Annotated in this window: 9 protein-coding genes and 1 tRNA gene; 8 read left to right on the top strand and 2 right to left on the bottom strand. The window is 70.0% G+C overall.

Annotated features, from left to right (window positions below):
* The first annotated feature begins 137 nt into the window (after window positions 1-137).
* From OG266_RS33450 to OG266_RS33470, 5 genes are all read left to right on the top strand, one after another.
* The gene (locus OG266_RS33450) at window positions 138-668 is read left to right on the top strand and encodes a two-component system response regulator (protein ID WP_266465494.1); all 531 of its coding nucleotides are present in this window, start codon (window positions 138-140) and stop codon (window positions 666-668) included.
* A gap of 112 nt (window positions 669-780) precedes the next feature.
* The gene (gene pepN / locus OG266_RS33455; protein ID WP_371550257.1) at window positions 781-3273 is read left to right on the top strand and encodes an aminopeptidase N; all 2493 of its coding nucleotides are present in this window, start codon (window positions 781-783) and stop codon (window positions 3271-3273) included.
* Window positions 3274-3551: 278 nt separating this feature from the next.
* A complete protein-coding gene (locus OG266_RS33460) occupies window positions 3552-4385 on the top strand; it encodes an NAD(P)H-binding protein (RefSeq protein WP_371550259.1) in 834 nt (277 codons plus the stop codon).
* Between the two features lie 197 nt (window positions 4386-4582).
* Window positions 4583-5950 (top strand): aspartate aminotransferase family protein, encoded by a 1368-nt coding sequence (locus tag OG266_RS33465; protein WP_371550261.1) that lies wholly within the window; start codon window positions 4583-4585, stop codon window positions 5948-5950.
* Complete coding sequence (locus tag OG266_RS33470) at window positions 5947-7365, top strand: SidA/IucD/PvdA family monooxygenase (RefSeq protein WP_329548214.1); 1419 nt, start codon at window positions 5947-5949, stop codon at window positions 7363-7365. The genes OG266_RS33465 and OG266_RS33470 overlap by 4 nt, the downstream gene beginning before the upstream one ends.
* Before the next feature lie 636 nt (window positions 7366-8001).
* Here OG266_RS33470 and OG266_RS33475 read toward each other — a convergent pair.
* Window positions 8002-9807, bottom strand: coding sequence for a bifunctional UDP-sugar hydrolase/5'-nucleotidase (locus OG266_RS33475; RefSeq protein WP_371550263.1), 1806 nt, complete (start codon window positions 9805-9807; stop codon window positions 8002-8004).
* A 137-nt stretch (window positions 9808-9944) separates the two neighbouring features.
* On the opposite strand from OG266_RS33475, the gene OG266_RS33480 reads away from it, so the two are divergent.
* Together OG266_RS33480 and pyk are read left to right on the top strand one after the other, a co-directional pair.
* Window positions 9945-10661 carry an SIMPL domain-containing protein gene (locus OG266_RS33480; protein ID WP_329548215.1) on the top strand — a complete coding sequence of 239 codons (717 nt, stop codon included), beginning with the start codon at window positions 9945-9947 and terminating at the stop codon, window positions 10659-10661.
* Between the two features lie 197 nt (window positions 10662-10858).
* A complete protein-coding gene (gene pyk, locus OG266_RS33485) occupies window positions 10859-12295 on the top strand; it encodes a pyruvate kinase (RefSeq protein WP_266465511.1) in 1437 nt (478 codons plus the stop codon).
* An 86-nt stretch (window positions 12296-12381) separates the two neighbouring features.
* Here the strand turns inward: pyk and OG266_RS33490 are convergent.
* Window positions 12382-12464: transfer RNA gene (locus OG266_RS33490), tRNA-Leu, on the bottom strand.
* Between the two features lie 99 nt (window positions 12465-12563).
* Between OG266_RS33490 and OG266_RS33495 the strand changes: the two genes are divergently transcribed.
* The gene (locus OG266_RS33495; RefSeq protein WP_266465514.1) at window positions 12564-13220 is read left to right on the top strand and encodes an ANTAR domain-containing response regulator; all 657 of its coding nucleotides are present in this window, start codon (window positions 12564-12566) and stop codon (window positions 13218-13220) included.
* Window positions 13221-13252: the final 32 nt, after the last annotated feature.

The following is a 13252-nucleotide window of genomic DNA, read 5'->3' on the forward strand; positions in this document are numbered from 1 at the left end:
GCGGCCCGCCCCACCGTGCATCCTGCGCTGAGCGCTCTGCGCTGCCTTTGCACCGAGCACTCCTTCTCCACCGCGGGCGCACGTCGTGAGTCCGTGCGGGCATAAGCTGGTATGTCCAAACGAGGGGACGTCGGGCCATGCCTTCGGACGCCAAGATCCTCATCGTCGACGACCATGAGGACACGCTGTACGCCCTGGAGAGCGCCCTGGCCCCGCTGGGTTACCTCCTGTCACGGGCGACCAGCGGCGACGAGGCGCTCAAGGAAGTCCTGCGCGGCCAGGTCGGACTGCTCGTCCTCGACGTGCGCATGCCCGGCGTCAGCGGCCTCGACGTCGTGCGCTACATGCGGCGCGTGGGACAGACCCAGCACATCCCCATCATCCTGGTCACCGGCTTCGGCCCCGACGCCGAACTGACCGCCACCGCCTTCGGCCTCGGCGTCGCCGACCTCGTCATGAAACCCATCGACCCCTGGGCCCTGCGCACCAAGGTCCGCTACCTGTACGACACCCACCAGCGCTACCAGAGCCTGGAACGCGAAGTGCGCGAACTGCGCGCCCTGGTCAAGGAACACACCCCGGACCCCGCCCTCGCGCACCCCGACACCCGCGTGCCCCTCCAGCGCGAGGCCCGCCACGGGAAGCTGAGGCAGGACCGGACCTCCTAGCCGGGAGCGGTGCCAGCCAGGGGCAGGTCCGGACCTCGTCGTCAGGCGGGGGCAAAGGCCGTAAAACGGGCCACCTCTGTGCGCTGTCGGACCCATCAGGCAGCATGTCCCCATGTCCGTACTGACGCGCGACGAAGCGCAGACCCGTGCCAAGCTCCTCGACGTCCACCACTACGGGATCGCACTCGACCTGACCGGTGGCGACGACACCTTCGACTCCCGGACCGTCATCCGGTTCACGGCCCGCACAGACGCGGACACCTTCGTCGAGCTGAAGCCCGCCGAGCTGCGCTCCGTCACCCTCGACGGGCAGCCCCTCGACCCCGAGACCCTCGACGAGAACCGGCTGCCGCTCAAGGGCCTGACCGCAGGCGAGCACGAGCTGCGCGTCGACGCCGCGATGCGCTACTCCCGCACCGGCGAGGGCATGCACCGCTTCACCGACCCCACCGACGGCGAGACCTACCTCTACACCCAGCTGTTCATGGAGGACGTCCAGCGCGTCTTCGCCGCCTTCGACCAGCCCGACCTGAAGGCCGTCTTCGAGCTGTCCGTCACCGCCCCCGAGGGCTGGACCGTCCTCGCCAACGGCGTCACCGAACACCTCGGGGAGGGCCGCTGGGAAGCCGCCGCGACCCCGCTGATCTCCACCTACCTCGTCGCCGTCGCCGCGGGGCCCTGGCACTCCGTACGCACCGAGCACCGCGGCCTCCCCTTCGGCATCCACTGCCGCCGCTCGCTGGCCCCCTACCTGGACGCCGACGCCGACGAGATCCTCGACGTCACCCGCGCCTGCTACGACCGCTACCACGAGAAGTTCGACGAGCCCTACCCCTTCGACTCCTACGACCAGGCGTTCGTCCCCGAGTTCAACGCCGGCGCCATGGAGAACCCCGGACTCGTCACCTTCCGCGACGACTTCGTCTACCGCTCCGCCGTCACCGACACCGAGCGGCAGACCCGCGCCATGGTCATCGCGCACGAGATGGCCCACATGTGGTTCGGCGACCTCGTCACGCTGCGCTGGTGGGACGACATCTGGCTGAACGAGTCCTTCGCCGAGTACATGGGCTACCAGACCCTCACCGAAGCGACCCGGTTCACCGAGACCTGGACCGAGTTCGGCGTCAGCCGCAAGCCCTGGGGCTACGACGCCGACCAGCGTCCCTCCACGCACCCCGTCGCACCCGACCCGGACGCGGTCCCCGACACCGCGTCCGCGATGCTCAACTTCGACGGCATCTCCTACGCCAAGGGCGCCTCCGCGCTGCGCCAACTCGTCGCCTGGCTCGGCGAGAAGGACTTCCTCGACGGCATCAACACCCACTTCGCCCGCCACAAGTTCGGCAACGCCACCCTCGCCGACTTCATCGACTCCCTCGCCGGGGCCACCGAACGGGACGTGCACGCCTGGGCCGACGCCTGGCTGCGCACCACCGGCGTCGACACCCTCACCACCACCGTCACCGACGACAGGCCCGGCTGGTCGCTCACCGTCGACCGCGACGGCAGCCGCCCGCACCGTGTGGAGGTCGGCCTCTACGACCGCGAACCCGCCGACGGCCGCACCCTCGTCCCGCGCGAGCGCATCAGCCTCGACCTGCCCATGGACGACACGGCCCAGAGCTTCCCCGGCCGCCGCCCCGCCCTGGTCGTCCCCAACGAGGCGGATCTGACGTACGCCAAGATCCGCCTCGACGAGACCTCCCTGGAAACCGTCCTGCGCGGCCTCTCCGCGATCCCCGACGGACTCACCCGCGCGGTCCTGTGGAACACCCTGCGCGACATGGCCCGCGACGGTGAACTCGCCCCGGCCGCCTACCTGGAGACCGCCGCCGCCCACCTGCCCGAGGAGACCGACCTCGCGCTCGTCCAGGGTGTCCTGTCCTTCGCCGCCGCACAGGTCGCCGACCGCTTCGTACGCCCCGAGGAGCGCCCTGCCGCCCTCGCCATCCTCACCTCCCTGTGCCGCGACCTCATCCGCCGCACCGAGGACGGCTCCCACCCCGGCCTGCGCCTCACCGCCGTACGCCACTTCATCGACGTCGCCGCCCACCCGGACACCATCAGCGCCTGGTTCTCCGAGGGCACCGTCCCCGGCGGCCCCGAGCTCGACCCCGAGCTGCGCTGGCGCATCCTGGGCCGGCTCGCCGTCCTCGGCGCGATCGACGACGCCGTCATCGACGCCGAACTCGTCCAGGACCCCAGCGCCACCGGTCAGGAAGGCGCCGCCCGCTGCCGCGCCGCGCTGCCCGACCCGCAGGCCAAGCAGGCGGCCTGGGAGGCGATGTTCACCAACGACGACCTCTCCAACTACCTCTTCACCGCCACCGCCCAGGGCTTCTGGCAGCCCGAACAGGCCGACCTGGTCAGGGAGTACGTCGAGCGCTTCTGGCCCGACGCGGTGGCCCTCGCCGCCCGCCGCGGCCCCGCCATCGCCGAAGCCGCGGGACGCTGGGCCTTCCCCGTCCACGCCGTCGCCCCGGAGACCCTCGCCCTCGGCGAGGCCTGCCTCCGCGACGCCGACCCCATCCCGGCCCTGCGTCGCAAGCTCGCCGATCAACTGGACGACCTGGCGCGGGCGTTGCGGGTCAGGGAGGCGTAGGACCGGCGACCTGAGAGCCGGTTCCCGCAAGACGATGCGGCGGGCTGATCATCCCTCCTAGGGTCTGTCTGACAATTCCCGTCGTCGCCCGGAGGGCGGCCTCGCGGCGTCAGGTGCGTGCTCTCGGCGTGCCGGGCGTAGAGCCTCGTACTGGACGTACTTGGGTCTGCGCCCGGTGCGGCGAGAGTGCGTGCATGGCGTCGCGGGGCAGACGGGAATTGTCAGACAGACCCTAGGCTCGGGGAGGCCAGGGATGATCAGCCCAAGGAGGAGAACGCATGATCGTTGTGACCGGTGCCACCGGGAACGTGGGCCGTGCGCTCGTCGGCCGTCTGGTCGCCGAGAACCGGCCCGTGCGGGCCCTGACCCGGGACCCGGAACAGGCGACGCTCCCCGCGGCGGCCGAGGTCGCGCGCCTCGACCTCACCGACCCGGCCGCCCTCTTCAAGGGCGCGTCCAAACTGTTCCTCCAGGTACAGGCCACCGGTGACCGGACCGGAGCGGTGCTCGACGCGGCCCGTGCGGCGGGCGTCCGGCACGTCGTGATGCTCTCCTCCGGGATCATCCGGGAGGGCGCCGACGAGACCCACCCCGTCTACGCCTGGCACGCCGCCATCGAGAGACAAGTCCGCGACAGCGGCGTGGAGTGGACCTTCCTGCGCCCCAACGCGTTCGCCGCCAACGCCCGCCAGTGGGCCCCGCAGATCCGCTCCGGCGACACCGTCCGCGGCCCCTACGCGGGCGCCCTCACCGCGCCCATCCACGAGGGCGACATAGCCGCCGTCGCCGCCCGCGCCCTCCTCGACGACGGACACACCGGCGCCGTCCACCGACTCACGGGCCCCGCCGCGGTCACCACCGGCGAGCAGATCGCGGCGATCGGCCGTGCCCTCGGCCGCGAACTGCGCTTCGTCGAGGTCCCGCCCGACGAGGTGGGCCGCGACCTCTTCCCGCACGTCCCGCCTCAGATGCTCCCGGGCGTCCTGAAGTCCCTCGCGGCCACCGTGGGCATACGCCCGGAGATCACCATGACGGTCGAGGCGGTCACAGGGTCCCCGGCCCGCACCTTCGCCGAATGGGCCGTCGACCACCGGGCCGACTTCACCACCTGAGGAGAGGGCCCCCACGTCAACGCGCGGCGTCAACCCGGCCCGCGCGCACGACTCCTAGCACCTCGGCCGCTCCAACACGTTTCCTCCGTACGGCAGTACCCCCTTTTGGGTCGGATCGTTGTCCTTCGCGGGCGCGCCGACCCGATCTGCGTACAGGCTTGGACTCCACCCTGCCGCGCGCCCACCGGAGGACACCCATGAGCAGGCCGCACCTCGCCTCAGGTCCCGAAGGCCCCGGCGCGCTGCGGCCGTTGCTCGACACCGTGCTCGACGCACTGCGCGAGGGCGGCGAGGCGAGGGGAGGGCCGCTGCCCGCCGGAGGGCCGGAGGCGGTGGCCCGACGGGTGCGGGACGCGGTCGGCGACGTACTGCCCCGGCAAGGCAGCGACGACGCCCTGCACACCCTCGTACGGGCCCTCGCCGAGGGCGCCGCGGACCCCGCCCACCCGCTGTGCGCCGCCCACCTGCACTGCCCGCCCCTCGCCGTCGCCACCGCCGCGGACCTCGCCGTCTCCGTCCTCAACCCCTCCCTGGACTCCTGGGACCAGGCCCCCGCCGCCTCCGAACTGGAGGCACTCGTGACACGGACGCTGGCGCGCGAAGCCGGCGCGGCGGACGCGCTCGTCACCACCGGCGGCACCGAGTCCAACCAACTCGCCCTCCTCCTCGCCCGGGAAGCACACGGAAGCGCACACGGCGGCGTGCGGCTCGTGCACGGCGCCAACGCCCACCACTCCCTGCCCCGCGCCGCCTGGCTCCTCGGCCTGCCCGACCCCGTCGTCGTCCCCGCCCCCGCCGGCACGATGGACCCCGCCGCCCTCTGCGAAGCCCTCACCGAGCTGCCGGGCCCCCTGCTCGTCGCCGCCACCGCCGGCACCACCGACGCCGGCCTCATCGACCCGCTGCCCGAGATCGCCGACCTGTGCGAGGCCCACGGCGCCCGCCTCCACATCGACGCCGCCTACGGCGGAGGCCTCCTCTTCAGCGACCGGCACCGCGGCCTGCTCGACGGACTCGACCGCGCCCACACCGTCACCCTCGACCTGCACAAACTCGGCTGGCAGCCCGTCGCCGCGGGCCTCCTCACCGTCCGCGACGAACGCGACCTCGCCGCACTGGAACACCGCGCCGACTACCTCAACGCCGACGACGACACCGAAGCGGGCCTCCCCGACCTCCTCGGCCGCTCCCTGCGCACCACCCGGCGCCCCGACATCCTCAAGATCGCCGTCACCCTCAAAACCCTCGGACGAGAAGGAATCGGCGCCCTCGTCGACCAGGTCTGCGCGCGCGCTCACGAGTTCGCCGACCTCATAGCCGCCCACCCCGGCTTCGAGCTCTACGACCGGCCGACCATCAGCACTGTCCTGTTCCGGCCCACCGAAGCCACCGACGCCGCCGTCGCCGCCGTACGCCGCACCCTCCTGCACGAAGGCCGCGCGGTCCTCGGACGCGCCACCCTCGACGGCCGCCGCTGGCTCAAAGCCACCCTCCTCAACCCCCACACCCGGCCAGGCGACCTGGCCACGCTCTTGAAACTGGTGGAAGGACACACCCCCCGATGAGCCCGACGCCCAACCCCCCACACCCCGCCGCCGTTGCACCCCGCGACCTGGTGGGCATCGGCATCGGCCCCTTCAACCTCTCCCTCGCCGCCCTCGCCCAGCCCCTCGCCGAACTCGACACCGTCTTCTACGAACAGCGCCCCGGCTTCGACTGGCACCCCGGCCTCCTCATCGACGGCGCCACCCTCCAAGTCCCCTTCCTTGCCGACCTGGTGACCCTCGCCGACCCCGCCAGCCCCTGGTCGTTCCTCAACTACCTCAAGGACCGCGACCGGCTCTTCCCGTTCTACTTCGCCGAGCGCTTCCACATCCAGCGCGCCGAGTACGACGCCTACTGCCGCTGGGTCGCCGACAGCCTCCCCGGACTCCACTTCGGCCACCAGGTCGACGCCGTCCGCTGGAACCCCGAACGCGCCCTGTTCGAAGTCGACTTCAGCCAACTCGACGCCGACGGGGAAGCCGAATCCCTCGGCCGCTCCTACACCCGCAACATCGTCCTCGGCGTCGGCACCGCCCCCAACATCCCCGAACCGCTCAAGCCCCTCGTGGCGGCCCCCGGCGTGCCCGTCATCCACGCCGCCGACTACCTCAAACACCGCGAGCAGTTCCTCACCGCCGAACACATCACCGTCATCGGCGCCGGACAGTCAGGCGCCGAAGTCTTCCTCGACCTCCTGCGCAACCGACCCGCAGGCCGCGAGAAGATCCACTGGCTCGCCCGCACCGAAGCCTTCGCCCCCATGGAGTACTCCAAGCTCGGCCTGGAGCACTTCACCCCCGACTACACCCGCTACTTCCACCACCTCACAGAACCCGTCCGCGACCGGCTCGTCGCCGCCCAATGGCAACTCCACAAAGGCATCGACGCCGACACCATCGCCGCCATCCACGACGAGCTCTACCGCCGCACCCTGCACGGCGGCTGGCCCGACGCCGTCCTCACCCCCGCCGTCACCGTCCGCACCGCAGGACGCGTCGCCACCACCAAAGTCGAACTCCACCTCGAACACACCCAACAAGGCGCCCGCTCCCGCCTCACCACCGACGCCGTCGTCCTCGCCACCGGCTACCGTGAACGCCCCCTCGGCCGCATCCTCGCCGGACTCGACCCCTACCTGCGCCGCGACAGCTCCGAACGCCCCCGCATCGACGACCAGTTCCGCCTGGTCCTCGACCCGTCCGTCACCGGCCACGTCTACGTCCAGAACGCCGAACTCCACACCCACGGCGTCGGCGCCCCCGACCTCGGCCTCGCCGCCTGGCGCAGCGCCACCATCCTCAACTCCCTCACCGGCAAAGACCCCTACCCGCTCCCACGCCGAACGGCCTTCACCAGCTTCGGACTCGATCAACAACCACAGATCCCGTCCGCCCGCCAGGAACGCACCCTGATCCCCTTGGTGGAGGGCAGGTAAGAAGCGAAGCCTTCCAAGCACGGCTCAGCACCCGCGACGGCAAGAAGCCGCTGGAGATCACCCGGGCCATCGGCGTTTCCTGCGGGCCGCCACCCGGGCTGCCGTGGGGAATGGTTTTTCGCCCCCTCCGCCCCTACCCAACCCGTACCTGGGGGCTCCGCCCCCAGACCCCCGCTCGCCCGAAGGCCTCGTCCTCAAACGCCGGACGGGCTGGATGGTGACTCCCTGGGCTGAAAAGCGCAGCCCCCACGGGTGGGAGGGGGATCGGGACGGCACAGGCTCGTCCTCAAACGCCGGACGGGCTGGATGGTGACTCCCTGGGCTGAATGCGTAGCCCCCGCGGGTGGGTGGGGGATCGGGACGGCACCGCCCCGCCCACCGGACGCCGTAGGCGTTCGAGGAGCGGGGCCCGGTCCGGAGGGAGCGCCCCCCACCACACCCCCCGCTGCCGCCCACCGGCGGGAGGGGGCGTGCCGGTACGTCCAAAGCCCGTCGCGTACGCCCGCGTCACCGGACGCTTCACTGCCCGGCCAACGTCTGATCCGGCGGCGACGGGCGGACGTACCGGCACGCCCCCGACCCACCCACCCGGCATCAGCCCCCACCTACACCCGCGGCTGCATCGTCAACCACGGCCTAGAACACGGGCGTGCCGTCCCGAGTCAGCTTCCAGTCCACCGAAGCGAACTCCGCCGGGTTCAGCGACCCCTTCGCGGTCACCCACTCCGCGATCCGCGTGCGGATCTCCGTCGACTCGGCCCACACCTCGGTAGCCGACGCCACATGCGGGAAGGCGCCGCCGCCATTGGCGCGGTAGTTGTTCACCGCCAGCACGAACTGCTGCGCGTCGTCCAGCGCCGCACCGTTGTACGTCAGGTTCTTGATCCGCGAACCCTCGGCCTGCGCGATGTCGATGTCGTACCGCAGCCCCGACACGTAGTCGTAGTTGTAGTCCGGCCGGTTGTTCGCGTTCGTCAGCTTCGCCGTGTCGATCACCGCGTCCGCCGCCGTCCGCACGAAGTAGTTCGCCGAGTACTCCAGGTACGCCCGCACCTGCGCGCCCGTCATCACCTTCGCGACCAGCGTGTTGTCGTACACGTACAGGCTCGACAGATCCCGGATCGTCACATTGCCGGCCGGGATCTCCGAGGTGCGCGAGAACGGCGAGGCCTGCGCGATCACCGGCAGCGAGGCGTACTCCGTGCCCACGAGCGCCGCCTTGACGACGTCCTCCTGCACCTTGGTGATCAGGTCGATGATCGCGGCGTCCTTGTACCGCGCCTCGACCGTAGTCAGCGTCTCCGTGGCCGTGCCGACCACCTGGTTGACGTACGCGACGACCACGTCGTGCTCGTCCTTGAGCAGCTTGGTGATCTTCGGGTCGTCGACGACCGAGTTCGAGTTGCGGACCGACGCCGCCACCGACTCGACCGTCCACCGGCCCTTCTCGAAAACCAGCTCGAAGTCGAAGAGGGACAGGCGCTCCGCGTAGGCCAGCGGCTCCGAGAGAACCACCGTCTTGCCGGTCGCGGTGTTGGTGACCTTCAGCTCGGGAATCTCCACATGCGCGTGCCCGACCAGAATCGCGTCGATCCCCGGCACCTGCTGCGCCACCAACCCCGCCGAGTTCTCGACGTACGGCAGCTGATCACCGTACGAGGACGTGCCCGACGAACCGGAGTGCGCCGACACGACCACCACGTCCGCCCCCATCGACCGCAGCTTCGGCACCCACTTCGCCGCCTGCTCCTCCAGCCCCGGGAACGTCAACTTGCCCTGGACATAGGCCTTGTCCCAGATCGCGATACCGGGGTTGGTGAGACCGAGAACGGCGACCTTGACCGGCGGCGCACCCTTCACGTGGAACGTCTTCATGAAGTACGGCGGGAAAGCCGGCTTCAGCGTCTTCGCGTCCAGCGCGTTGGCGCCGAGCAGCGGGAAACGGCACTGCTCCTCGAACTTCCGCAGCGTCTCGATGCCGTAATTGAACTCGTGGTTGCCAAGGGCCACCGCGTCATAGCCGATCGCGTTCATCGCCTGCGCCATCGGGTGGACAGGACCGCCCTTGGCGGTGATCGGGTCGACCTTCGCGTAGTAGTACGTCAGGGGAGTGCCCTGAATCGTGTCGCCCGCGTCCAGAAGCAGCGTGTTGCCACGGCCCTTCTCCTTGCGGACCGCGTTCACCAGCGTCGAAATCCGCGCCAGCCCCTGCGCGTTGCCCGCCGTGTCCTTGTACTCCGCGTCCTTGAAGTAGTCCCAGTTGAAAACATGACCGTGCAGATCGGTCGTGCCCATCACCGTCAGGGAGTACCGCTTCACGGGCTTCCCGCCCTTCTTCGCCTCAGCAGCCGTGGCAGCCGGAGCCGCCACCGCCCCGGCGAGCGCGACCCCCGCCCCCGTCACGGCGGACTTCTTCAGGAACTTACGGCGGTTCAACGACATCTCAGCGACTCCTCAGGAAACGGTCAACGACGCGCGTAGATTCTGGCCCACGAGCCACCACCGCAACAGGTCCGGGAGGTTTCGATCTGGTGACCTGTGGGCATTCCAACCGGCCTCTCAGTGACAGAGTGGGACGTATGGCACCCACCGCAGAGGAACCCCAACCCGCCCTCCCCTACGGCACTCCCGACTCACCCCGCATCGCCGTCCGCGGCGAAGCCCGCCTGGAGGTCGATCCCGAGATCGCCCGCATCGGCATCACCGTCACCGCACGCGGCACCGACCGCCGCGACGCCCTCACCGACCTCACCCGCCGCAACACCACCGCGCTGGACCTCGTGAAGTCGTACGGCGACGCGGTCGAGCACGTGGAGACCGGTGCCTTCTCCATCAGCCCCGAACTCACCAAGCACGGCCGCGGCGAACGCATCCGCGCCTATCACGGCCGCGTCCACATCACCGCCGAACTCACCGACTTCACGGCCCTCGGGGAGCTGACGACCCGGCTCGCGGACCTCGACCTCACCCGCGTCGACGGACCCTGGTGGGCCCTGCGCCCCGACTCGCCGTCCTACCGCCAGGCCCGCCGGCAAGCCGTCCACGAAGCCGTCCAGCGCGCCCGCGAATACGCCGAGGCCCTCGGCACCACCCTCTCCGCCCTCGTCGAACTCGCCGACATCGGCGCCGAGAACGCCGCACCGCCCTACCCCGCGGCGCCCGGCCGCGCCATGCGCTCCATGGCCTACGCCGCGGACACCGCCGAAGAGGCCGCCCCCCTGGACCTGGAACCCCAACGCCAGCGTGTCTACGCGCAAGTCAACGCCCGATTCACCATGGCGCCACCCCAGCTCTAGTCCTGCTCCAGTCCTGCTCCAGTCCTGCGGAGAAGTATTCGGAATTGTGGCCGAGGGCGTACTGAAAGCGACCACCGGCGCTCATCAGAGCACCCCGGCGCACAATTCAACGCTTGTCAATAACCCTTCACGCAAAGGTTGTTGAGTAGTCATGCGGCACCAATTCCCTACCCGCCGGTAAGGCCTACGCTCGAAACATGCGCCGAGCAAAGATCGTCTGTACCTTGGGCCCCGCCACCGACTCGTACGACCAGATCAAGGCACTGGTCGAAGCCGGAATGGACGTAGCCCGCTTCAACCTCAGCCACGGCAGCTACGCCGACCACGAGGAGCGCTACCAGCGCGTACGCAAGGCCTCCGACGAGTCCGGCCGCAGCGTCGGCGTCCTCGCCGACCTTCAAGGCCCGAAGATCCGACTCGGCCGCTTCACCGAAGGCCCCGTACTGCTTGAACGCGGAGACACCTTCACCATCACCGTCGAAGAAGGCTTCGAGGGCGACCGCCAGACCTGCGGCACCACCTACGCGGGACTGGCGGGAGACGTCACCACCGGAGAGCGCATCCTCGTCGACGACGGCAAGGTCTGCCTCGAAGTCACCGCCGTCGACGGCCCCCGCGTCCACACCACCGTCATCGAAGGCGGCATGGTCTCGGACAACAAGGGCCTCAACCTCCCCGGCGTCGCCGTCTCCGTCCCCGCCCTCTCCGACAAGGACGAAGCGGACCTCCGCTGGGCCCTGCGTATCGGATGCGACGTCATCGCCCTGTCGTTCGTCCGCAGCGGCCGCGACATCGAGGACGTCCACCGCATCATGGACGAGGAAGGCCGCCGCCTTCCCGTGATCGCCAAGGTGGAGAAGCCGCAGGCCGTCGAGAACATCGACGACATCGTCGCCGCCTTCGACGGCATCATGGTCGCCCGCGGCGACCTCGGCGTCGAAATGCCTCTGGAACAGGTCCCGATCGTCCAGAAGCGCGCGATCAAGCTGGCCAAGCGCAACGCCAAGCCCGTCATCGTCGCCACCCAGATGCTCGACTCGATGATCGAGAACTCCCGCCCCACCCGCGCGGAGGCCTCCGACGTCGCGAACGCCGTCATCGACGGCACCGACGCCGTGATGCTCTCCGGCGAGACCAGCGTCGGGAAGTACCCCATCGAGACCGTCCGCACGATGGGCCGGATCGTCGAAGCCGCCGAAGAGGACATCCTCGAAAAGGGCCTCCCGCCCCTGACGGAACGCAACAAGCCCCGCACCCAGGGCGGCGCCGTGGCTCGTGCCGCCGCGGAGATGGGCGACTTCCTCGGCGCCAAGTTCCTGGTCGCCTTCACGCAGTCCGGGGACACCGTCCGCCGTCTCTCCCGCTACCGCTCCCCGATCCCGCTGCTCGCCTTCACGCCGGCCCCGGAGACCCGCTCCCAGCTCAACCTCACCTGGGGCGTCGAAACCTTCCTGGGCCCGCACGTCGACTCCACCGACGCGATGGTCGACCAGGTCGACGAGCTGCTCCTGAAGTACGGCCGCTGCGAGAAGGGCGACATCGTCGTCATCACGGCCGGCTCCCCGCCCGGGGTCTCGGGCTCGACGAACCTCGTGCGGGTGCATCACATCGGCGAGGACGACAGCCCCAAGTAGGCGGGCACGCTGTGTCACCGACCGTGGCAGCGTGCAGCAAAAAGCGGAGGCTCACGAGATGTGAGCCTCCGCTTACGCGCAAAATGTGCCGGGTGCGGGATTCGAACCCGCAAGCCCTCTCAGGCAGAGGTGTTTGAGACCTCCGTGTATGCCGTTCCACCAACCCGGCTCAAGTGGCTGCCCGGAAGCATACCGGGTCACCGCAGCTTGCTGCAGCTAGGTAGGCTCTTGGGCAGCAGCACTGCCCGGCCCGTAATGAGGAGCCCCCGTGACCGCCCCCGAGTCGCCCCAGCCCGTAGACGCGCCCGACGACGACAAGTCGCACGTGCCTCCGCTGACGACCCGCGTCGTCATCGCTGAGGACGAGGCGCTGATTCGTCTCGACCTCAAAGAGATGCTGGAGGAAGAGGGCTACAGCGTCGTAGGAGAGGCGGGCGACGGTGAGCAGGCGGTCGAGCTGGCCCGGGAGCACAAGCCCGACCTGGTGATCCTCGACGTGAAGATGCCCAAGCTCGACGGCATCTCGGCGGCGGAGAAGATCGCCGAGGAGGGCATCGCCCCGGTGCTCATGCTGACCGCCTTCTCGCAGCGCGACCTGGTCGAGCGGGCGCGCGACGCCGGCGCGATGGCGTACCTGGTGAAGCCGTTCAGCAAGAGCGACGTGGTGCCCGCGATCGAGATGGCGGTCTCGCGGTTCACGGAGCTGAAGCAGCTCGAGCAGGAGGTCGCGGACCTCAGCCAGCGGCTGGAGACCCGGAAGCTGGTCGACCGTGCGAAGTCGGTTCTGCAGACCCAGTACGGACTGACGGAGCCGGCCGCGTTCCGGTGGATCCAGAAGACCTCGATGGACCGGCGTATGTCCATGCAGCAGGTCGCCGAGGCGGTCATCCAGGACGCCGAGGAGAAGAAGTCCGCGAAGGGCTAGCCCGACGCGTGGAACGGAAGAGGCCCGCACCC

The sequence above is a fragment of the Streptomyces sp. NBC_00554 genome, from assembly GCF_041431135.1.
GTDB lineage: Bacteria > Actinomycetota > Actinomycetes > Streptomycetales > Streptomycetaceae > Streptomyces.

Bases quoted from the DNA above. Each gene is read 5' to 3' on its own strand.
- OG266_RS33450 (WP_266465494.1), top strand. From the start codon at position 138: ATGCCTTCGGACGCCAAGATCCTCATCGTCGACGACCATGAGGACACG.
- pepN (WP_371550257.1), top strand. From the start codon at position 781: ATGTCCGTACTGACGCGCGACGAAGCGCAGACCCGTGCCAAGCTCCTC.
- OG266_RS33460 (WP_371550259.1), top strand. From the start codon at position 3,552: ATGATCGTTGTGACCGGTGCCACCGGGAACGTGGGCCGTGCGCTCGTC.
- OG266_RS33465 (WP_371550261.1), top strand. From the start codon at position 4,583: ATGAGCAGGCCGCACCTCGCCTCAGGTCCCGAAGGCCCCGGCGCGCTG.
- OG266_RS33470 (WP_329548214.1), top strand. From the start codon at position 5,947: ATGAGCCCGACGCCCAACCCCCCACACCCCGCCGCCGTTGCACCCCGC.
- OG266_RS33475 (WP_371550263.1), bottom strand. From the start codon at position 9,807: ATGTCGTTGAACCGCCGTAAGTTCCTGAAGAAGTCCGCCGTGACGGGG.
- OG266_RS33480 (WP_329548215.1), top strand. From the start codon at position 9,945: ATGGCACCCACCGCAGAGGAACCCCAACCCGCCCTCCCCTACGGCACT.
- pyk (WP_266465511.1), top strand. From the start codon at position 10,859: ATGCGCCGAGCAAAGATCGTCTGTACCTTGGGCCCCGCCACCGACTCG.